The sequence below is a fragment of the Streptomyces sp. NBC_01717 genome (assembly GCF_036248255.1).
In the GTDB taxonomy this organism is placed as follows: domain Bacteria; phylum Actinomycetota; class Actinomycetes; order Streptomycetales; family Streptomycetaceae; genus Streptomyces.
In genome coordinates this window covers 2,082,632-2,103,484 of record NZ_CP109178.1, presented here as the reverse complement: position 1 = coordinate 2,103,484, position 20,853 = coordinate 2,082,632, and the positions used below count along the sequence as shown (strand labels likewise).

The window sequence follows — 20,853 nt, the reverse complement described above, 5'->3', positions numbered from 1 at the left end:
TGTCCGACGCAGCCGACCCCGAGGTGCCGCGCATGACGACCCGCACCAGCCGACGCACGCTTCTCGGAGCGCTCCTGGCGGGCGCCGCAGTCTCCTTCTCTCCTGCCCCGCCCGCGCCGACCGGTCCGACGGCCGGGCCGGACGCGCCGGATGCACCGGCTGCCCGTGACCTGAAGGCCGGGACGCTCTTCCTGGGGACCTACACCTCGACCGCCGGAGGGGGTACGGGGATCGGCGTCGCCGGGTACGCCCCGGAGACCGGGGCGATCACCGGGCGCACGACGATCACCGGCGTCGACAACCCCTCGTACCTCGCCCTGCACCCCTCGGGCACCACGCTGTACGCCGTCGACGAGCAGGAACAGGGCGGTGTGACGGCCGTGGCGCTCGCCTCGGACGGAACGTTCCGGGTGCTCGGCACCCGCTCCACCGGCGGCGCCGGCCCCTGCCATCTCTCGGTCCACCCGAGCGGCCGATGGCTCCTGAGCGCCAACTACACCTCGGGCAGCGTCGCCGTGCACCCGATCGCGGCCGACGGTTCGCTCGGGGAGCGCACCGACCTGGTCGTCCATACGGCCCCGGCCCCCGGCCCCGGCCAGGACGGGCCGCACGCCCACCAGATCGTCACCGCCCCCGACGGCGGCCATGTCCTCGCCGTCGACCTGGGCAACGACACCGTCTACACGTACCGGCTCGACACGCGCCGGGGCACGCTCCGTCAGCTCTCCTATGCCGCGCTGCGGCCGGGCGCCGGACCGCGCCACCTCACCTTCCACCCGAGCGGCCGGTTCGCCTACCTCGCCTGCGAGGTCGACAACACCGTCGTCGTCTGCCGTTACGACCCCGCCACCGGCGCCGTGACCCCGGGGGCCGGGCAGCCCACCGGAACCGGCCCGGGCACCAACTATCCCGCCCAGCTCCTGGTCACCGACGACGGCCGCTTCGCCTACCTCGCCAACCGCGGCCACAACAGCCTGACCCGCTACGCCGTCGAGGAGGGCGGGGCCGCGCTGCGGCTGATCGACACTGTGCCGGTGGGCGGTGACTTCCCCCGGCAGATCGCCTTCTCGCCGGACGAGGCGCTGCTCTTCGCCGCCAATCAGCGGTCCGGGACGGTGACGGTCTTCGACGTCGACCGGGCGGACGGCGGCCTGCGCCGCACCGGAACCCCGTTCGCCGCCCCGATGGCCGCCTGTGTGCTGCCGCTCCCGCCGTCGGGCCCGGCGGCGGTCCGTTAGGGTCGGGGCCGAGCCGCGGGGCCCCTGGGCGCACGGCGAGCAGATGAGGGAGGCACAGTGCGCTTGAGAGTGGAGTTCACCACCGAGCCGTTCGATCTCGACGAAGCACCCGCACACGCGGTGGTGGCCCGCGAGGTCATCCAGTCGGCCGAACTGGACGCCGTGGACGTCGGCCCCTTCGGCAATACGGCGGAGGGCGACGCGGACGCGGTGCTCACCGCGGTGGACTCCCTGCTGCGAAAGGCTCTGGAGTCGGGTGCCACCCGGATATCGCTCCAGGTCAACGTCGTCGGGGAGGACTCGAAGTGACCGAACCTGCGGACCACCCCCTCGTCACCGCGGTCAAGCCGCTCGTCGACGCCATGGGCGCCGAGCTGGTCGGGCCCGAGCAGGCACGGGCCGACGACGTGGTGCTGGCCTGGGAGGGTGAGGACGTCATAGCCGTACGCCTGCCGCAGCTGTCGGACTCGCTCGACCACATCCTGGCGGCCATGGAGCGACAGCACGGGATACCACTCGCCGACCTGGACCGGAAGACGAAGCAGGCGGTCGTACGGACCCTGGAGGCACGCGGTGCCTTCTCCGTCCGGCATGGCGTGGAGACGGTGGCCGGGGCCCTGGGTGTCAGCCGCTTCACCGTCTATAACTATCTCAACCGGGAAAACGCCGCCAAAGGTGAGTAGTTGAGCGAAGAGGCGCACAAGCACATGGAAGGCCGTTGTCCGGATCGCCCGGCGACGGCCTTTTCTGTTCGGGTAATTTCAACAAAGTGTTGACGTGGTGTTGCGGAAGGCGTTAGCTATCCGCAGCCCGACCAACGCACAGCGAAGAACAGCCACGGAGGCTCCCGTGACTTCGAGCTCCACACCGGGCCTCGCCCGGTTCAACATCCTGGCGGACGACGAGGCCATCACCGCGTTGCACGACGTGTGTGCCAGCGGGGCATGGGGAAGAGCGATCCTCTCCCGGCGCCCGTACGCCACCGCAGAAGCCCTTCTCTCCGCCAGTGACGCCGCCACGGCCGAGCTGACCGACGACGAACTCGCCGACGCGATGGCCGGACACCCCCCGATCGGCCGCCCGAAGCCCGGGGACCCCACCTCCTCACGCGAACAGCGGGGGATGGCCGGCGCCACCGAGGAGCTCAAGGCCGAGATGCTCGAACTGAACCTGGCCTACCAGGAGCGGTTCGGACATGTCTTCCTGATCTGCGCCACCGGCGCCACCGGTGAGCAGATGCGCGACGCGGTGAAGTCCCGGATCGGGAACTCGCCCGAGCAGGAGCGCGAGATCGTGCGCACCGAGCTGGGCAAGATCAACCGCATCCGGCTGACCCGTCTCGTAACAGAAGGAGAGTGACGGTCTTGCGCACCGACACCACCGCATCGGTGTCCACACACATCCTGGACACCAGCATCGGCCGCCCCGCCGAGGCCGTCCCCGTCTCGCTCGCCGTCCGCAGCGGCAGCGACGCGCAGTGGGTGACGCTCGGCGGCTCCGCGACCGATGCGGACGGGCGATGCAAGGACCTGCCGGCGCTGCCGGAGGGCACCACCCACGTACGGCTCGATTTCGACACCGAGACGTACTTCTCCAATGAGCACAGTTCCAAGAAGCAAGCCGAGGCGCAGCAGGACGCCCCCCGCGTAAGGGACAGCGGCGCGTTCTTCCCGGAGGTGGCGATCACCTTCGCCGTCGTACCGGGCGAGCACTATCACGTACCGCTGCTGCTCAACCCGTTCGGCTACTCCGTTTACCGAGGGAGCTAGCACCGACATGCCCACGATTCTCGGCCAGAACCAGTACGGCAAAGCAGAGAACCGCGTCGTCAGGATCACGCGGGACGGCGACACCCACCACATCAAGGACCTGAACGTCTCGGTCGCCCTCTCCGGCGACATGGACGACGTCCACTACTCCGGCTCCAACGCCAACGTCCTGCCGACCGACACCACCAAGAACACGGTGTACGCGTTCGCCAAGGAGCACGGCATCGAGTCCGCCGAGCAGTTCGGCATCCACCTCGCCCGTCACTTCGTGACGTCGCAGGAGCCGATCAAGACCGCGCGGATCCGGATCGAGGAGTACGCCTGGGAGCGCATCGCCACCTCCGACGGCAACTCGCAGTTCATCGGCGCCGACGAGGTCAAGCACTCCTTCGTCCGCAAGGGCCAGGAGACGCGCACCACCCAGATCACCTTCGACGGCGAGAAGTGGCAGGTCATCTCGGGTCTCAAGGACCTCGTGGTGATGAACTCCACCAGCTCCGAGTTCTGGGGATACGTCAAGGACAAGTACACGACGCTCAAGGAGGCGTACGACCGCATCCTCGCGACCGAGGTGTCCGCCAAGTGGCGGTACAACTGGACCAGCGACGACGCGCGCATGCCGAACTGGGAGAAGTCCTACGAGCAGACGCGCAAGCACATGCTCCAGGCCTTCGCCGAGACGTACTCCCTCTCGCTGCAGCAGACCCTCTACCAGATGGGTTCGCGCATCATCAACAGTCGCAGCGAGGTGGACGAGATCCGTTTCTCGCTGCCGAACAAGCACCACTTCCTGGTGGACCTGGAACCGTTCGGCCTCAAGAACGACAACGAGGTCTACTTCGCCGCGGACCGCCCGTACGGCCTGATCGAGGCCACTGTGCTGCGCGACGGCACAGAGCCGCAGATCCCGGTCGACATGACCAACCTCTGACGCGGCACCGAACCGGTTCCCGCCCGCCGACGGGCGGGGACCGGCCGGACCGGAGGGAACCCCCCCCATGGCACACCACGCAACGGGGCCGGCCGCAGAAGGCCCGTGCAGCACATCCCCGGAGAGCTCCACGCATCTGGGCGGCCTGCTGATCGCCGGACCCGCCACCGTCCCGCTGACGCCCGACGGGCCCGGCCTCCATGCCGGATCCCCGCCCTGGGTGCGGACCGTGCCGCGCTCCGGGATCGATGCGGGAGCGCTCGTCGCCGTCCCGCTCAACCTGTTCTTCCACCATCTCGGCACCCACGGCCGCACGGCTGTGGCACTCAAATCCTCCTAGGGTCCTGCCGTGCCCACGTCCCCGCAGAGAGAAGAAGGAAGCGCCATGGCAGCCCCTGATCGTGTGGAACGCATCGTCATCGAGAACTGTTCGATCGCGACCGTCGACGCCGACGACACCGAGTACGCCTCGGGCCATGTGGTCGTCGCCGGCAACCGCATCGAGCACGTCGGCGCCGGCCGGGCCCCCGAGGACCTGGAGAATGTCGTACGACGCATCGACGGCGCCGGGCACCTCGTCACTCCCGGCCTCATCAACACCCACCACCACTTCTACCAGTGGATCACCAGGGGCCTGGCGACCGATCACAACCTCTTCGACTGGCTGGTCGCGCTCTATCCGACATGGGCGCGCATCGACGAGCCGATGGTCCGCGCGGCCGCGCAGGGCTCACTCGCGATGATGGTCCGCGGTGGCGTCACCACCGCCATGGACCATCACTACGTCTACCCGCAGGGCTCCGGCGACCTGTCCGGCGCCATCATCGGGGCGGCCCGCGACATGGGCGTACGGTTCACCCTGGCCCGCGGCTCCATGGACCGCAGCAAGAAGGACGGCGGACTGCCGCCGGACTTCGCCGTCGAGACGCTCGACGGTGCGCTCGCCGCCACCGAGGCGACCATCGACGCGCACCACGACGGATCGTTCGACTCGATGACCCAGATCGCCGTCGCGCCCTGCTCGCCCTTCTCCATCTCCACCGAACTGCTGCGTCAGGGAGCCGAGTTGGCCCGCCGCCGCGGCGTCCGGATGCACACCCACGGCTCGGAGACCGTGGAGGAGGAGAAGTTCTGCCACGAGCTGTTCGGGATGGGCCCGACCGACTACTTCGAGTCGACGGGCTGGCTCGGCAACGACGTGTGGATGGCGCACTGCGTCCATATGAACGACTCCGACATCGCCGCGTTCGCCCGCACCGGAACGGGCGTCGCGCACTGCCCGTCCTCCAATGCCCGCCTCGCCGCAGGCATCGCACGGGTCCCCGACATGCTCGCCGCAGGTGTCCCGGTGGGCCTCGGCGTCGACGGCACCGCCTCCAACGAGTCCGGTGAGCTCCACACCGAACTGCGCAACGCCCTCCTCATCAACCGCCTCGGCGCCCACCGCGAACGGGCCCTGAATGCCCGTCAGGCCCTGCGCCTGGGCACATACGGCGGCGCCCAGGTACTCGGTCGCGCCGACCAGATCGGCTCCCTGGAGGTCGGCAAGCTCGCCGACCTGGTGCTCTGGAAGCTGGACACGCTCGCCCACTCCTCCATCGCCGACCCGGTCACCGCGCTCGTGTTCGGCGCGGCGGCCCCCGTCACCCTCTCCCTCGTCGACGGGAAGACGGTCGTCGAGAGCAACCACCTGACCACGGTGGACGAGGACGCCATCGCGCGTACCACCCGCGACGAGGCCCGCCGCCTCGCGCAGATCGCCGCCGGAGCCTGACGCTCCGGGGCGCCCCCGAGAACGGCCGGCCGAAGGGGGACGGCCCTTGGCCGGCCGCCGTGGGCCCGAGCGGGGTCCACGGCAGCCGACCCGGCGGGCACGTACGCAGACGTACGCGCCCGCCGGACCGGTGACCGAAGCTGCCGCATCAGCTGCACGACCTGCCCCACCTGCACCAACGCACCACCTCCCAGACACCCGCGTCGCTTCGACGTGTAACCGACCGGAGGAACCGCCGTGGCAGCACAGCCCAGGTTTCGCAACGACGCAGTCGCAGGACCCGACCAGGAGCCGATACGGGACGACCCGCAGGTCGCCGACGGCAGGCATCCGGTCGACGAGACCCTCCCCCCACTGAAGATGTTCACCAGCGGACTGCAGCACGTGGCCGCGATGTACGCGGGCGTGGTGGCCCCGCCCATGATCGTGGGACCCGCCGTGGGCCTCACCCCCAAGGAGACCGCCTTCCTGATGGGGGCGAGCCTCTTCACCGCCGGCATCGCCACCCTGCTCCAGACCCTCGGCTTCTGGCGCATCGGCGCCCGGCTGCCGTTCGTCAACGGCGTCTCGTTCGCCGGTGTGACACCGATGATCGCGATCGGCAAGGATCGCGGACACGACGGCATCGCCGTCATCTTCGGCGCGATCATCGTGGCCGGCCTGCTCGGCTTCGTCCTCGCCCCCTACTTCTGCAAACTGGTCCGCTTCTTCCCGCCCGTCGTCACCGGTACCGTCATCACCCTGATCGGTATCTCCCTGCTGCCGGTCGCCTTCAACTGGTCGCAGGGCGGCAACGCAGCTGCCGACGGATACGGGTCGACGACCAACATCTCCATGGCGGCCCTCACCCTGGTGATCGTCCTCGCGCTGCGCAAACTGCTGCGCGGCTTCCTCCAGCAGATCGCGATCCTGCTCGGACTGGTCGCCGGCACCCTGATCGCGATCCCGGTCGGCATCACCGACTTCGGCGCGATCAAGGACGCCGACCTGGTCGGCTTCCCGACCCCGTTCCACTTCGGGGCGCCGCAGTTCGAGGTCGCCGCCATCGTCTCCATGTGCATCGTGATGCTGGTCTGCATGACCGAGTCCACCGCGGACATGCTCGCACTCGGCAAGATCGTCGGCCGGCCGGCGGACGAGCGGACCATCGAGGGCGGCCTGCGCGCCGACACCCTGGGCAGCGCGGTCAGCCCGCTCTTCAACGGCTTCATGTGCAGCGCCTTCGCGCAGAACATCGGCCTCGTGGCGATGACCAAGGTGCGCAGCCGGTTCGTCGTCGCCGCGGGCGGTGGCATCCTCGTCGTGCTCGGCCTGGTACCGGTCGGCGCGTCCGTCATCGCGCTCGTGCCGCTGCCGGTGCTCGGCGGTGCGGGCATCGTGCTCTTCGGCTCGGTCGCCGCGAGCGGCATCCAGACGCTGGCCGGCGCCGCCCTGGAGAAGGGCGAGAACGCGCTGATCGTCGCGGCCGCCGTCGGTATCGGCCTCATCCCGATCGCCGCGCCGGAGTTCTACCACGCGTTCCCCAAGGATCTCCTCGTCGTGCTGGACTCGGGGATCTCCACCGGGTGCGTCGTGGCGATCGTCCTCAATCTGGCCTTCAACCACCTGGGCAGGAAGCCGGAACCGGTGGCCGAGGAGCCCTCCGTGACTGAGGCAACGGCTCCGGTGGGCGCGCACTGAGCGCATCCGGTACGGCGCAGTGGCGCGTACGGCGAGTGCCGTACGCGCCACCGGTGCATCGCGGCAGGGCTCAGCCGATGTGGTAGCTGTCGCCGTAGACCTTCCAGTCGAGCGGCGGATCCAGGTTCAGATTGCCGTTGTTCAGGAACACCCGCTGGGCGGTGTCCACCCGGCTGGTGTCCGAGTGGGCCTCCTCCTGCTGCATCGCCCAGACCCGCGCGTCCAGGAAGGCATTGAGGTAGGTGACCTCGTTGCCGCCCTGCGCCGGCGGCTTCGCCCTGGCGAGAGCGCGCTCACGGATGGCACCGAAGCTGGTGCTGTCGTCGCCGTCGCCGTGCATGACGATGGCGTCGTAGTACGCGAACTGGCCGAGCGTACCGACACCGTCGGCCTTGCCCCGGCTGACCGCCGGGTTGAAGTACACCCGGTCCCGCTCGTCGTTCTGCGCCTGCTCGAACGCTGGGTCCGACGCGGCGGTGACCCAGTCCCTGGTGAAGTTCGGGTCGAGGCCGTCGTGCGAGTCGGTGCCGTCCACCTCCCGCAGCGCGGGCAGATACTTCGCGAGGACGTTGCCCGGCTTGCGCTGGGTGTAGAGCTCGACGAGGTCGAGCATGTCGCCGGTGCCGGAGCAGAATCCGATGATGCCCGCGGTGTAGCCGCGGCCGTCGTCGATGTCCTCGATGTACTTGTACTGGGCCTTCCAGTCGAGAGTGGAGTTCTCCGCGCTGGAGACCAGCTGCATGGCGATCTCCTTCTTCGCCGGATCGTCGAGCCCGGTTGCGGCGGCCACCTGCCGGGTGGCGGAGGCTTCCTGATGGACCGCCGGATGCGTGGGGGCACCGGCGTAGGCGGTGGCGGGGATCGCCGTGAGCGTCACCCCGAGTGCGACCAGCGCGAGCCGGACGGGGCGGGTGTTTCGACGTGCGGTGCGCTTATGGGGAGCGTGCACCAGTCCTCCAAAGGGAGTTCGTCGCTGGGCTGTTCTGTTAGGAAGCTTTCCTATCAGAGTCGAACGCGGATCGTACACCCCTTCGACACAAGCGAGTTGAGTTCACTCCTGAGGCGGCGGAGGCGGCCATCAGGGTTCTGACCCCGGGGCACCCGAATCCGGTCCGGGGTACGCCGAGCCCGGTGGCGCACGTCGTCCGTCGAACGGGCGCTTCGTGCGCCCCCGATCAGCGGTTCACGGGCCGTCGATGCGGTAGCTGTCGCCGTACACCTTCCACCGCAGCGGCGTCTCCAGCTGGAATCTGCCCTCGCGTACGAAGACCCGTTGGGCCGTCTCGATGCGGCTGGTGTCGGAGTGCGACGGCTCCTTGCGGATCGCGGTGACGCGGGCGTCGAGGAAGGCGTTCAGATACGTCGTCTCGTCACCGCCCCGCGACGGCGGTTCGGCCGTGGCGAGAGCTTCGCGGCGCATCGTACGGAAGCCGACCGTGCCCCCCGAGTCGGCCGCACCGTGCATCACATAGGCGTCGTAGTAGATGAACTGACCGAGAGCTCCCAGCCCGTCGTCCTTGGCCTGGCGCACCGCCGGATCGAAGTACGAGTGGTCCCGTTCCGCGTCCTGCGCCGACCGGAACGCGGCGTCCGCGGCCGCCTTCGCCCACGCGTCGGTGAACGGGCGGCCGAGACCGTCGTGCGCGTCGCTTCCCTTGACGGCTCGCAGCGCGGGCAGGAACCGTTCCAGCGGATTGCCGGGGCGGGTCGCCGCGTACCGCTCGACGACCTTCAGCATGTCGCCGGTGCCGGAGCAGAATCCGATGATGCCCGCGGTGTAGCCGCGGCCGTCGTCGATGTCCTCGATGTACTTGTACTGGGCCTTCCAGTCGAGGGTGGCGTTCTCCGCGCTGGAGACCAGCCGCATGGCGATCTCCTTCTTCGCCGGATCGTCGAGCCCGGGGCCCGCGGATCCCTTTCCGGAACCGGCCCCGGACACGGAGCATCCGGACAGCGCGACGAGAGCCGTCACGAGAGCAGTCATGAGAGCCGTGACAAGGGACCTGGCGGGGGCGAGACGGGAATGCGGAACGAACTTCACCTCGCCAGCCTGCCAGGCGCGGAGAAGGATCTTGTTCCATTCGGCTGTAGCGTCAGGGGCATGGAAGATCAGTCTGTTGTGGATGTCGGTGATGTGCGGCTGGCGTACCGGACCTGGGGTGACCCGTTCGGCTCGCCCGTCGTGCTGCTGCACGGCCTCGGCGGTTCCGCCGCGAGCTGGGAAGCGGTCGGGAGCCTGCTCGGTGAGGAATGGCGGGTGTACGCCCTCGATCTGCGCGGGCACGGGGAGAGCGACTGGCCCGACGAGTACTCCTTCGAGCTGATGCGGGACGACGTCCTCGGCTTCCTCGACGAGTGCGAGCTCGACCGCGTCGGCCTGGTGGGCCACTCCATGGGCGGCGTCGTCGCCCATCTGCTCGCCCAGGAGCACGCGGACCGGGTGGAGCGGCTGGTGCTGGTGGAGACCCCGCCGCCGTTCCCCAGCGAGCCGAGGCCCGCCGCGCAGCCCGAAGGGCCGGTCGACTACGACTGGAACGTCGTCGCACCCATCCGGGCCCGGATCGCCGACCCCGACCCGCAGTGGGCGGACGGTCTCGGTGAGATCGTCGCACCCACGCTGATGATCGCCGGTGGCCCGGAGAGCAGCATGCCGCAGGGCCGACTGGCCGACATGGCCTCCCTGATCCCGGACTGCCGGCTGATCACGCTCGGCGGCGGCCACCGGGTCCACGAGATCCACGCCGACCAGGTCGCCCAGCAGATCACCGAGTTCTTCACCAGCTGACCCCAGCGGCCGGTGGAATCCCCGCGGCCGCACGTCATGGGCGCGGCCGGAGTCCTGTTCTCTGCCGCCATCGTCCGTCGACGTCGGGGAAAGGGCGTCAGCGGTCCGGCTGCCAGTCCGGGCGCCGGCCGCTCATCGCGACCGCCCGGTCGACGAGGGGCGCGTCCGCAGGTACCGGGACCGGCGGCCCGAAGAGCTGTCCCGGCCGGGGGCTGTCGTCGCTCGGCGTCGTCAAGGCCAGGGAGACCCGCAGGCTCGCCTCGTCCGCCTCGTACTTCTGTCCGGTCGACCTGGCCAGGTCCCAGCCGTGGATCACCAGCTCGTTCAGAGCGACCATCGCGGCCACCTCACCCGGCAGATCCACGCCACCGGCCCTGGTCATCCCCTGCCGGGCGGCGGGGTCGCGCCAGGCGGCCACCAGCTCGTCCAGCAGGGGCGGCAGTGTCTTGCGCCAGCCTTCCGGTAGGACCGGAAGCGCGGCGTCCGGAGAGGTGTCGGTCGTCGGCCCGAGGTTCTTGCGGCCCGCGTCGCGGAAGGCCGTGACCAGCCCGACCAGGTGGGCGAGCAGCTCCTGTACCGCGTAGTCGGGGCAGGGTGTCGGGTCGGTCAGACAGTTGTCCTCGATGCCGTCGAGCAGTCCGGCGATCTGCCGTGCCGCGGGTTCGAGATCGAGTGTGGGCGTCGTTCCGTTCTCTGTATCCATGTTCTTCAGACCGCCGTGGCGGTCCGAACTCATCGCTCTGCGCACCACGCATCCGCGGTGCAGACCGGCACATTGCGGAAGGCGCCGCTCCGCGCTCTTGTCCGGGACCCGCCAGCCGTGGCATACAGGTCCAGACCATTGCTGCCGGATGGAAGGCAAAACCGTGCAACGCCCCCACGCACACGCCGCGTTGGCCACCTCCGCCGCCCTGCTCCTCGTCACGCTCACCGCATGCGGCGACACCGCCGACGCCGCCGACAGGCAGAAACCGACCGCCCCGGGCGGGGTGACGGCGCAGGCGAGCAGCGCCACCTCCGTCCACGTCATGTGGGACCCGGCCTCCGACAACAAGGCGATCACCGGCTACCAGGTGTATCGCAAGGGCACTCGGGTCAAGTCCGTCACGGCGGCCCGGCAGATGATCGACATCGACGGGCTGACCCCGTCCACCGCCTACACCTTCACCGTCCGGGCCCGGGACGCCGCCGGGAACCTCTCCGCGCCCAGCCGGGCCGTCGCCGTCACCACGCCCGCGCCGACACCCGCCGACCACGAGCCGCCGACCCGGCCGGTCAGGCTGCGCGGCAAGGCGGACGGCAGCCGGGCGGCGACCCTGTCCTGGGGCGGCTCGACGGACGACGTGGGCGTCACCTCGTACGACATCTACCAGGAGGACTCCCGCATCCACAGCGTGCCCGGGACGCAGACCACGGCCCGTCTGACCGGACTGCGCCCCGGCACCGTCTACACCTTCACCGTCCGGGCCCGGGACGCCGCCGACACGTCCTCGCCGGACAGCGACGCACTTGACCTCACCACGCCCTCCGCCCCGGGCGCGTCGGCCGGTACCGCCCCCACCGATCTGCGGATCACCACCAGGGCCCAGGGCAAGGAGTACACGATCGACCTGGACTGGAAGCAGCCCGACACCGGCGGTGAGATCCCCGCGTACCAGCTCTTCCTCGATGGCCGGCTCACCACCACGATCGTGTGGGGCGGCAAGCCGCCGACCGGCCGGGCGAGCTACCGGCTCACCGTCGGTGACCCGCGCGGGACCCGCTACTCGATGAAGATCCGCGCCAAATTGCCGGACGGGAAGTGGGGCGACTTCTCCGCTCGGCGCACGGTCGTCCTCGGCGACTGACAGGAGGTCGTGCCGTCAGGCATGGCGTGCGGGGAGTGGAACCGTATGGTCCATTGATCCCGGAAACCTCATGGATGAGCAGGATGAGGAAGAGGGGTTGAACGGTGATGGATCTGGGCTCCCGCGTCGACACGCTGATGGACGGGCTCCGGACGGATCTGGAGCGGCTGACGGCCATCCCGTCGGTCTCGTTCCCCGGATTTCCGCCGGAGCCCCTGCAACAGGCCCACGACCTGCTCGTGGACCTCCTGCGCGACGCGGGCGTCGAGCGCATCGAGCGGCTCGACCTCCCCGACACCGCGCCGATCATCGTCGCCGAGGTGCCTCCGCCGTCCCCCGGTGCGCCGACCGTGCTGCTCTACGGCCACTACGACGTCCAGCCGCCCGGTGACGAGAGCCTGTGGCAGTCGCCTCCCTTCGAGCCCACGCCCATCGACGGGGGGCTCGGGCTGCGCGCCCGCGGCGTCGCCGACGACAAGGCGAACATCATCGTCCACCTCGGCGTGCTGCGGGCCTACGAGGGAAAGCCCCCGGTCGGCCTCAAGATCGTCCTGGAGGGGCAGGAGGAGTACGGGAGCGCGTTCGACGACTACCCGCCGACCGACCCCGACCGCTTCGCCTGCGACGCCATGGTCATCGCCGACACGGGCAACGTCCGCCCCGGCAGCCCCACCCTCACCGCAGGTCTGCGTGGCGCCTCGGAGGTCTTCGTCGAGGTGCGGACCCTCGACGAAGCCCGTCACAGCGGGGAGTTCGGCGGCGCCGCCCCCGACGCCCTGCTCGTCCTGCTCACGGCCCTCGGCACCCTCCACGACGTGCACGGCGATGTCGCCGTCGAGGGGCTGCGCCGCGAGGAGTGGACCGGTACCGCGTATACCCAGGAGGAGTTCCGCTCTCTTGCCGGGGTCCGGGACGGCCTGCCGCTTATGGGTACGGGAAGCCTCGGCGAGCGGCTGTGGAGCGGACCGGCGATCACCGTCATCGGTATCGACGCCCCGGGCGTCGACCACGCCGCGTCCGCGGTGGTCCCGTACGCCAGGGCCAAGCTGAACCTTCGCTTCCACCCGCAGCAGGACCCGGAGGAGGCGCAGGGCCTGCTGGTCACCCATTTGCAGTCGATGCGCCCGTTCGGAATTCCGCTCACCGTCACCTCGGGCGACGCCGGCCCCGGATTCGAGCCGGCCACCGAGGGCCCGGCCTACCGCGCAGCCCGCACCGCGCTGCGCGAGGGCTGGGGCAAGGACCCGGAATTCGTCGCCAGCGGCGGCTCGATCCCGCTGGTCAACGGATTGTCCAAGGCGGCGCCGGGCGCCGAGGTGCTGCTCTTCGGTGCCCAGGACAGCATGTGCAATCTGCACGCCCCGAACGAGCGGCTGCTGTTCTCGGAGCTGCGCTCGGCGGTCATCGCCGAGGCGGCTTTTCTGCGGGAGTACGCGGAGGCCTACCGGGCGGGTGACAGGCCCTGACGCGTACCGGGCGGGAAACAGGCACTGGCACTCGGTGACGGGGGCGCACGCAACCGCGCCCCCGGTGCTGTGCGGTACCGGGGGCGCGGGGTGCTACGGGATCGGACGGACTCAGACCAGCTGCTCGTAGGCCGGCAGCGTCAGGAAGTCCGCGTAGTCCTGGTCCAGCGACACCTGGAGCAGCAGGTCGTGGGCCTGCTGCCACTTGCCGGACGCGAACGCCTCCTCGCCGATCTCCGCCCGGATCGCGGCGAGTTCCTCGGCCGCGACCTCGCGGGCCAGGTCCGCAGTGGCGTGCGCGCCGTTCTCGAAGACCACGTCCGCGTTGATCCACTGCCAGATCTGCGAGCGGGAGATCTCCGCGGTGGCGGCGTCCTCCATCAGGTTGAAGATGGCCACCGCGCCCATTCCGCGCAGCCACGCCTCGATGTAGCGGATGCCGACCGCAACGGCGTTGCGCAGGCCGTCGTACGTGGGCTTGGCGTCCAGGGTGTCGATCGCGATCAGGTCGCCCGCCGCCACGGAGACGTCCTCGCGCAGGCGTTCCTTCTGGTTCGGCTTCTCGCCGAGGACCGCGTCGAACGAGGCCATCGCGATCGGGACGAGATCCGGGTGGGCGACCCAGGAGCCGTCGAAGCCGTCGTTCGCCTCGCGGTCCTTGTCCGCCTTGACCTTCTCGAAGGCGACCTTGTTGACCTCGGCGTCGCGGCGCGACGGGATGAACGCCGCCATGCCGCCGATCGCGTGTGCGCCGCGCTTGTGGCAGGTGCGGACGAGGAGTTCGGTGTACGCGCGCATGAACGGGGCGGTCATCGTCACCGCGTTGCGGTCCGGCAGGACGAACTTCGAGCCGCCGTCACGGAAGTTCTTGACGATGGAGAAGAGGTAGTCCCAGCGGCCCGCGTTCAGCCCGGAGGCGTGGTCGCGGAGCTCGTACAGGATCTCCTCCATCTCGTACGCGGCGGTGATCGTCTCGATCAGGACGGTCGCTCGGACGGTGCCCTGCGGGATGCCGACGTAGTCCTGGGCGAAGACGAAGATGTCGTTCCAGAGGCGGGCCTCCAGGTGCGACTCCGTCTTCGGGAGGTAGAAGTACGGTCCCTTGCCGAGGTCGATCAGACGATGGGCGTTGTGGAAGAAGTAGAGGCCGAAGTCGACCAGCGCACCGGGCACCGGGGTGCCGTCGAGCTGGATATGACGCTCGTTCAGGTGCCAGCCGCGGGGGCGGGTGACCACCGTGGCGAGTTCGTCGGCGGGCTTCAGTGCGTAGGACTTGCCCGACGTGGGGTCGGTGAAGTCGATGCGGCGCTCGTAGGCGTCGATCAGATTGAGCTGGCCGAGGATGACGTTCTCCCACGTGGGGGCGGACGCGTCCTCGAAGTCGGCGAGCCAGACCTTGGCGCCCGAGTTCAGGGCGTTGATGGTCATCTTGCGGTCGGTCGGACCGGTGATCTCCACCCGGCGGTCGTTCAGCGCGGCCGGGGCCGGCGCGACCTTCCAGGAGTCGTCCGCGCGGATCGCCGCCGTCTCGGGCAGGAAGTCCAGCGTGGAGGTGCGGGCGATCTCGGCGCGGCGCTCGCCGCGGCGGGCGAGCAGCTCGTCACGGCGGGGCGTGAACTGCCGGTGCAGCTCGGCCACGAACGCGAGGGCCGCGTCGGTCAGGACCTCGCCCTGCCGGGGCAGGGGCTCGGCATCGACGATGGCCAGCGGGGACGGCGCTGGTGCGGACATGAGCTGTCACTCCTTCAGCGGGCGGTGCGGGCGGCGCTTCTGCGGCCGCCGGGCCGCCAGAAATGGCACGGCGTGCCAGGGCTCCGGAACGTGGCCGTGGGCGCCGTCTGGGATACAAAGCGCTTCTGACCAGTGGATAGTAGTTTCCTCATGGTGGAAGTTCAATGGTTTGTTGATGTCGAGATTCTCCGGGTCGACAGAAGTGGCGCGGGACTGGCGCAGCGTGCCAGTGCGCGCACAACCCGTTCATTCGAGGTGCGTCAGGTCCTCCGCCGTGTCGATGTCGTACGCCTCCGCCACATCGGAACACTCGACGAGCGTGATCGCATCGCGGTGCGTCCGCAGGTACGTCCGGGCACCCTGGTCGCCCACCGCACCCGCCGCGACATCCGCCCACCGGTCGGCCCCGAACAGCACCGGATGACCGCGTTCCCCGTCGTACGAGGCCGCCGCCAGACTCACCCGGGAGCGGTACGCCGACCGCACTCGTGCCACCGCCTGCGGGCCGATGCCCGGCTGGTCCACCAGCAGGACGAGTGCCGCATCCGCCCCCGTGCCGGCGAGTGCGCCCAGACCCGCCCGTAGCGACGAACCCATGCCTTCCGGCCACTGCGGATTGACGGTCACCGTGCACCCGGAGAGGTCGGCCCGTGCCTGTACCGTCTCCGCCGCGGCGCCGAGCACCACATGTACGGGGCCGCAGCCGCCGTTCCGCAGCGCGCGCAACGCGTGTTCGACGAGCGGCCGGCCGCGGTGTTCGAGCAGGGCTTTCGGTCGGCCGCCGAGCCGGCGGCCGCCGCCCGCGGCCAGCAGCAGACCGGCGATCACCGGCTGTCCCCCGTCGGAGGGACGGGACGATTGCGGAGCGGCGGAAGTGGACAGGGTGTGGGGTGTATCAGCCATGAGGCCCTGAATACCTCACCGCACCGGTGATTTCCTATCGGACCGGCCAGTACGCTGCGTCCCCCGGTGGTCACCCTGATTTCTGTCCGTGGAGTGGCGCGCGGCACCTGTCATGGCGTTAACTTGCGCACACCCCCGGGCACTTGACCACGGCTCGGGACGTGGTCGAAACACCGGCACAAGGATGTGCGAGGGGGAGTGCTTTGTTGCGAAGCGTGGGGCAGACGCGGGTGACCAGCAGTGGCGAGGATCCAAGGGTGACGGAGCTGCGTACGGCCGTCTCCCGGCTCCGTCGCGAGCTGGCCGGGCATCCTGCGGAGTTCCCCGACCGGGGTATCGCCGAGGACGAGCTGGCCGCACTGGACGCCATGGCCATCACCGGCGTGCCCGAGATCCCGCGGCTGCGCCGCTCACTGCTGCTGATCGCGGGGGCGGTCGGCTCGGTCAGCGCACTGGCATCCGCACTCAGGGACGTACGTATCGCCGTGGACCTCTTCGGTGAGCCGCCGCGTCGCTGACGGACCGCAAGTGGGGCGCGGCGGACGCCCGCCGACATGACAGTGCCCGCCGGGTCCCTGCCCGGCGGGCACTGTCATGTCCGACCAGCCTCAGCCGGTGGGGCTGCTGCTGGCCAGCGCCTGCGACAGTTCCTTGGCGACCTGCTGCAGGATCGGCACGATCCGCTCCGTCGCCGCCTCCGTGACCCGTCCCGCCGGGCCCGAGATCGAGATCGCGGCCGAGGTGGGGGAGTTAGGTACGGAGACCGCCAGGCAGCGGACCCCTATCTCCTGCTCGTTGTCGTCCACCGCGTATCCCGCGCGGCGGACCTGGTCCAGCGCGTCCAGGAAACCGTCCGGGGTGGTGATCGTCTTCTCGGTGGCGGCCGGCATTCCGGTGCGGGCCAGCAGCGCCCGTACCTCATCCGGCGAGGTGTGCGCGAGGAGCGCCTTGCCCACCCCCGTGGAGTGGGGGAGTACCCGCCGGCCCACCTCGGTGAACATCCGCATCGAGTGCTTCGACGGCACCTGTGCGACGTATACGACCTCGTCGCCGTCGAGCAGCGCCATGTTCGCGGTCTCGCCGGTCTCCTCGACCAGCCGCGCCAGATACGGTCGGGCCCAGGTCCCGAGCAGCCGGGACGCGGACTCTCCGAGCCGGATCAGGCGCGGGCCGAGCGCATAGCGCCGGTTGGGCTGCTGGCGCACGTAGCCGCATACGACCAGCGTGCGCATCAGCCGGTGAATGGTGGGCAGCGGGAGTCCGCTGCTCGCGGAGAGTTCGCTCAGCCCGACCTCGCCCCCGGCGTCGGCCATCCGCTCCAGCAGATCGAAGGCGCGCTCAAGTGACTGCACGCCGCCGCTGGGACCGGCGGGCTTGGAGTCGGATGTGCTGGCGTGGGACGGCGGCACGTCAACGGTCCTTTCGAGGCGGAAGGGCAAGGCAGCAGCCTACCGGGAGGTTCCCGATCGGCCCACTGCTCCGGCACGGCGTCCTGGCCGGTCAGGGCCTGTTTGTCCGGGTGTCCGCGGTCCACGGGACGGTGCTGTGAAGCCGTACCTGACCCATGCTACGTTCCGCTCTCCGAAATTGCTCTTTTACTTTGTGGAATTCTTCAGTCGCCCATGTGGGTGGTCGTCCTGCCGTGCGGAGAGGAGGGTGGGGTCTTGACGGGCTGGAATCCCACGTGAAGACTCCTTCAACAGTTCGTTGAATTTCTTCGGCGGCCTCAGGCCGCCGAGAGGCCGGAAGTGAGGAGCACGGGTGTCCGGTGCGGACGTGAACCTGGTACTGCGCTCGACGCGCGTCGTCACCCCCGAGGGGACGCGCCCCGCAGCGGTGGCGGTCGCCGGCGGGACGATCGACGCCGTCCTGGCGTACGACACCGAGGTGCCGGCCGGCGCCCGGCTGGAGGACTTCGGCGACGACGTCCTGCTGCCCGGCCTCGTCGACACCCATGTCCATGTGAACGACCCCGGCCGCACCGAGTGGGAAGGCTTCTGGACCGCCACCCGCGCCGCCGCGGCGGGCGGCATCACCACCCTGCTCGACATGCCGCTCAACTCCCTCCCGCCGACCACCACCGTCGACCATCTGCGAACCAAGCGGCAGGTGGCAGCCGCCAAGGCGCACGTCGACACCGGTTTCTGGGGCGGTGCCGTCCCGGCCAACGTCAAGGATCTGCGGCCGCTTCACGAGGCCGGGGTATTCGGCTTCAAGTGCTTCCTGTCGCCCTCCGGTGTCGAGGAGTTCCCCGAGCTCGACCAGGAGCAGCTGGCCCGCTCCATGGCCGAGATCGCCGGCTTCGGCGGGCTGCTGATCGTGCACGCCGAGGATCCGCGCCATCTGGCGGCCGCGCCGCAGCGCAGCGGACCCGCGTACGCCGACTTCCTGGCCTCCCGGCCGCGCGACGCCGAGAACACCGCCATCGAGGGCCTCATCGCCCACGCCAGGCGGCTGAACGCGCGCGTCCATGTCCTGCATCTGTCGTCCGGCGACGCGCTGCCGCTGATCGCCGCCGCCAGGCGCGACGGCGTGCGGGTCACCGTCGAGTCCTGCCCGCACTTCCTCACTCTCACCGCGGAGGAAGTCCCGGATGGCGCAACAGAGTTCAAGTGCTGTCCGCCGATCCGGGAAGCCGCCAACCAGGACGCGCTCTGGGACGGGCTCGCCGACGGCACGATCGACTGCATCGTCTCCGACCACTCGCCCTGCACCACCGACCTGAAGACGCCGGACTTCGCCTCCGCCTGGGGCGGCATCTCCTCCCTCCAGCTCGGCCTGCCCGCCATCTGGACCGAGGCGCGCCGGCGCGGCCACTCGCTCGACGACGTGGCCCGCTGGATGTCCGCCGCCCCCGCCACGCTGGCCGGGCTGACCCGCAAGGGTGTCATCGAGGCCGGCCGCGACGCCGACTTCGCGGTCCTCGCCCCCGACGAGACCTTCACCGTCGACCCGGCCGAGCTGTTCCACCGCAACCAGGTCACCGCCTACGCGGGACGGACCCTGCACGGCGTGGTGAAGTCGACCTGGTTGCGCGGTCGGCGGATCGCGGCGGACGGCGTCCTCACCGAACCCGCCGGCCGCCTCCTCGAAAGGAACCACTGACCATGACGGCGACAGCGCACTTCACCGGCGACGCCGATCCGTACGGCGGCGGCGACCCGTACGCCGACTACCGCACCGCCGACTTCCCCTTCACCCACCTCGTCGACCTCGCCGACCGGCGGCTCGGCGCGGGCGTGATCGCCGCCAACGACGAGTTCTTCGCCGAGCGCGAGAACCTGCTGAAGCCGGGGCCCGCCGAGTTCGACCCGGAGCACTTCGGGCACAAGGGCAAGATCATGGACGGCTGGGAGACGCGCCGCCGCCGTGGCGTCGGCGCCGCGCAGCCGCACCCCACGGACGAGGACCACGACTGGGCGCTGGTGCGGCTCGGCGCGCCCGGCGTCGTACGCGGCATCGTCGTCGACACCGCCCACTTCCGCGGCAACTACCCGCAGGCCGTCTCCGTCGAGGCGGCCTCCGTCGTCGGCTCCCCGTCGCCCGAGGAACTCCTCGCGCCGGACGTGAAGTGGACAACACTCGTACCCCGTACGGCAGTTGGCGGCCACGCAGCCAACGGGTTCGCGATCGACGTCGAACAGCGCGTCACCCATCTGCGGGTCAATCAGCACCCCGACGGCGGGATCGCCCGTCTCCGGGTCCACGGAGAGGTCGTCCCGGACCCCGCCTGGCTGGCCGCCCTGTCCACCTTCGACCTCGCGGCGCTGGAGAACGGCGGTCAGGTCGAGGATGCCTCCGACCGCTTCTACTCCCCGGCCACCAACACGATCCAGCCCGGCCGCTCCCGGCAGATGGACGACGGCTGGGAGACCCGCCGTCGGCGCGACAAGGGCAACGACTGGATCCGCTACCGGCTCGCCGAGCAGTCGGAGATCAGGGCCGTCGAGATCGACACCGCGTACCTCAAGGGCAACTCGGCCGGCTGGGCGAGCCTTTCGGTAATGGACGGGGGGAGCGGCGACGGGGGCGGCGCTGAGTGGACCGAGATCCTGCCGCGGACCCGGTTGCAGCCCGACACGAACCACCGCTTCGTCCTGCCGGAGGCCGTACGGGCCACCCATGTCCGGATCGACATCTTCCCGGACGGCGGCATCTCGCGGCTGCGGCTGTTCGGCTCACTGACGGCGGAGGGCGCGACGCGACTGGCCGCCCGCCACCGCGAGCTGGGCGGCTGACGAGGACGGGTGACTCCGGTTCCTTCCAGGTGTGCCCGATGCGTTCGGATCCAGCGCTTATGGGACTCTGGGCGGATCGCATGTCCCGAGCAGGAGTCGAGTCGCCATGATCTTCATCGCCGTCAAGTTCACCGTCCGCAGCGCCGAGCGCGACAACTGGCTTCCGGCCGTCGAGCCCTTCACTCTCGCCACTCGCCAGGAACCGGGCAATCTGTTCTTCGAGTGGTCGTACAGCGTCGAGAATCCGGACCAGTTCGTGCTCCTGGAGGCCTTCGCGTCCCCGGAAGCGGGCGAGGCGCATGTGAAGTCCGAGCACTTCGCGGCGGCGATGGAGGGGATGGCGGACCTCGTCGCCCGGACCCCGGAGATCATCAACGTCGAGGTCCCGGGCGACGGTTGGTCCCTGATGGCGGAGCTCGCGCCCCGCGGTGAGTGACCCGGGAACGGTGAGCGCCGGCCGGTGAGCCGGGCTGGGTGAGATCCCACGGGTG

General features: G+C 70.1%; 21 protein-coding genes and 1 pseudogene. 16 read left to right on the top strand and 6 right to left on the bottom strand.

Going from position 1 to position 20,853, the window contains the following annotated elements; translation table 11 throughout:
- Positions 1-32: 32 nt before the first annotated feature.
- From OHB49_RS09675 to OHB49_RS09635, 9 genes and pseudogenes are all read left to right on the top strand, one after another.
- Complete coding sequence (locus OHB49_RS09675; protein ID WP_329166422.1) at positions 33-1,238, top strand: lactonase family protein; 1,206 nt, start codon at positions 33-35, stop codon at positions 1,236-1,238.
- A 57-nt stretch (positions 1,239-1,295) separates the two neighbouring features.
- Entirely contained in the window at positions 1,296-1,547 is a 252-nt protein-coding gene (locus OHB49_RS09670; protein WP_267000380.1) for a thiamine-binding protein, read from the top strand.
- Positions 1,544-1,921: a helix-turn-helix domain-containing protein gene (locus OHB49_RS09665; protein WP_030978162.1), complete on the top strand. Its 378-nt coding sequence runs from the start codon at positions 1,544-1,546 to the stop codon at positions 1,919-1,921. The genes OHB49_RS09670 and OHB49_RS09665 overlap by 4 nt, the downstream gene beginning before the upstream one ends.
- A 166-nt stretch (positions 1,922-2,087) precedes the next feature.
- Positions 2,088-2,597 (top strand): 2-oxo-4-hydroxy-4-carboxy-5-ureidoimidazoline decarboxylase, encoded by a 510-nt coding sequence (gene uraD / locus OHB49_RS09660; protein WP_329159486.1) that lies wholly within the window; start codon positions 2,088-2,090, stop codon positions 2,595-2,597.
- Positions 2,598-2,602: 5 nt separating this feature from the next.
- Positions 2,603-3,007 (top strand): hydroxyisourate hydrolase, encoded by a 405-nt coding sequence (uraH, locus tag OHB49_RS09655; RefSeq protein ID WP_267000373.1) that lies wholly within the window; start codon positions 2,603-2,605, stop codon positions 3,005-3,007.
- A gap of 7 nt (positions 3,008-3,014) precedes the next feature.
- A complete protein-coding gene (gene pucL / locus OHB49_RS09650) occupies positions 3,015-3,938 on the top strand; it encodes a factor-independent urate hydroxylase (RefSeq protein ID WP_030978156.1) in 924 nt (307 codons plus the stop codon).
- Positions 3,939-4,095: 157 nt separating this feature from the next.
- Positions 4,096-4,278: pseudogene (locus tag OHB49_RS09645) on the top strand (purine permease); the annotation flags it as partial.
- Positions 4,279-4,323: 45 nt separating this feature from the next.
- Positions 4,324-5,712 (top strand): 8-oxoguanine deaminase, encoded by a 1,389-nt coding sequence (locus OHB49_RS09640; protein WP_329159485.1) that lies wholly within the window; start codon positions 4,324-4,326, stop codon positions 5,710-5,712.
- 294 nt (positions 5,713-6,006) lie between these two features.
- Positions 6,007-7,392 (top strand): nucleobase:cation symporter-2 family protein, encoded by a 1,386-nt coding sequence (locus OHB49_RS09635; protein WP_443079652.1) that lies wholly within the window; start codon positions 6,007-6,009, stop codon positions 7,390-7,392.
- 70 nt (positions 7,393-7,462) lie between these two features.
- On the opposite strand, the gene OHB49_RS09630 is transcribed toward OHB49_RS09635, so the two are convergent.
- On the bottom strand, positions 7,463-8,341 hold the full coding sequence (locus tag OHB49_RS09630) for a chitosanase (RefSeq protein WP_329159482.1): 879 nt from the start codon (positions 8,339-8,341) through the stop codon (positions 7,463-7,465).
- A 234-nt stretch (positions 8,342-8,575) separates the two neighbouring features.
- Complete coding sequence (locus OHB49_RS09625) at positions 8,576-9,376, bottom strand: chitosanase (protein WP_329159481.1); 801 nt, start codon at positions 9,374-9,376, stop codon at positions 8,576-8,578.
- 117 nt (positions 9,377-9,493) lie between these two features.
- Here OHB49_RS09625 and OHB49_RS09620 point away from each other — a divergent pair, with 117 nt between their 5' ends.
- Complete coding sequence (locus tag OHB49_RS09620; protein ID WP_329159479.1) at positions 9,494-10,177, top strand: alpha/beta fold hydrolase; 684 nt, start codon at positions 9,494-9,496, stop codon at positions 10,175-10,177.
- 97 nt (positions 10,178-10,274) lie between these two features.
- Here OHB49_RS09620 and OHB49_RS09615 read toward each other — a convergent pair whose 3' ends face one another.
- Positions 10,275-10,880, bottom strand: coding sequence for a TIGR03086 family metal-binding protein (locus OHB49_RS09615; RefSeq protein ID WP_329166421.1), 606 nt, complete (start codon positions 10,878-10,880; stop codon positions 10,275-10,277).
- A 148-nt stretch (positions 10,881-11,028) separates the two neighbouring features.
- Here OHB49_RS09615 and OHB49_RS09610 point away from each other — a divergent pair, with 148 nt between their 5' ends.
- Together OHB49_RS09610 and OHB49_RS09605 are read left to right on the top strand one after the other, a co-directional pair.
- The gene (locus OHB49_RS09610) at positions 11,029-12,024 is read left to right on the top strand and encodes a fibronectin type III domain-containing protein (RefSeq protein WP_329159477.1); all 996 of its coding nucleotides are present in this window, start codon (positions 11,029-11,031) and stop codon (positions 12,022-12,024) included.
- 107 nt (positions 12,025-12,131) lie between these two features.
- Positions 12,132-13,490, top strand: coding sequence for a M20/M25/M40 family metallo-hydrolase (locus OHB49_RS09605; protein ID WP_329159475.1), 1,359 nt, complete (start codon positions 12,132-12,134; stop codon positions 13,488-13,490).
- Between the two features lie 111 nt (positions 13,491-13,601).
- On the opposite strand, the gene aceB is transcribed toward OHB49_RS09605, so the two are convergent.
- Positions 13,602-15,221: a malate synthase A gene (gene aceB / locus OHB49_RS09600; RefSeq protein WP_329159474.1), complete on the bottom strand. Its 1,620-nt coding sequence runs from the start codon at positions 15,219-15,221 to the stop codon at positions 13,602-13,604.
- Between the two features lie 246 nt (positions 15,222-15,467).
- Positions 15,468-16,037 carry a nucleotidyltransferase family protein gene (locus OHB49_RS09595; protein WP_329166420.1) on the bottom strand — a complete coding sequence of 190 codons (570 nt, stop codon included), beginning with the start codon at positions 16,035-16,037 and terminating at the stop codon, positions 15,468-15,470.
- 302 nt (positions 16,038-16,339) lie between these two features.
- Here OHB49_RS09595 and OHB49_RS09590 point away from each other — a divergent pair, with 302 nt between their 5' ends.
- The gene (locus OHB49_RS09590; RefSeq protein WP_199919301.1) at positions 16,340-16,642 is read left to right on the top strand and encodes a DUF5955 family protein; all 303 of its coding nucleotides are present in this window, start codon (positions 16,340-16,342) and stop codon (positions 16,640-16,642) included.
- 90 nt (positions 16,643-16,732) lie between these two features.
- On the opposite strand, the gene OHB49_RS09585 is transcribed toward OHB49_RS09590, so the two are convergent.
- Positions 16,733-17,533, bottom strand: a complete 801-nt coding sequence (locus OHB49_RS09585) for an IclR family transcriptional regulator (protein WP_329159471.1) — start codon at positions 17,531-17,533, stop codon at positions 16,733-16,735.
- Between the two features lie 352 nt (positions 17,534-17,885).
- On the opposite strand from OHB49_RS09585, the gene allB reads away from it, so the two are divergent.
- The 3 genes from allB to OHB49_RS09570 all read left to right on the top strand — a co-directional run bounded on the left by allB (position 17,886) and on the right by OHB49_RS09570 (position 20,798).
- Complete coding sequence (gene allB, locus OHB49_RS09580) at positions 17,886-19,229, top strand: allantoinase AllB (RefSeq protein ID WP_329159470.1); 1,344 nt, start codon at positions 17,886-17,888, stop codon at positions 19,227-19,229.
- A gap of 2 nt (positions 19,230-19,231) precedes the next feature.
- The gene (alc, locus tag OHB49_RS09575; RefSeq protein WP_329159468.1) at positions 19,232-20,362 is read left to right on the top strand and encodes an allantoicase; all 1,131 of its coding nucleotides are present in this window, start codon (positions 19,232-19,234) and stop codon (positions 20,360-20,362) included.
- Positions 20,363-20,468: 106 nt separating this feature from the next.
- Positions 20,469-20,798, top strand: a complete 330-nt coding sequence (locus OHB49_RS09570) for a putative quinol monooxygenase (RefSeq protein ID WP_030978123.1) — start codon at positions 20,469-20,471, stop codon at positions 20,796-20,798.
- Positions 20,799-20,853: the final 55 nt, after the last annotated feature.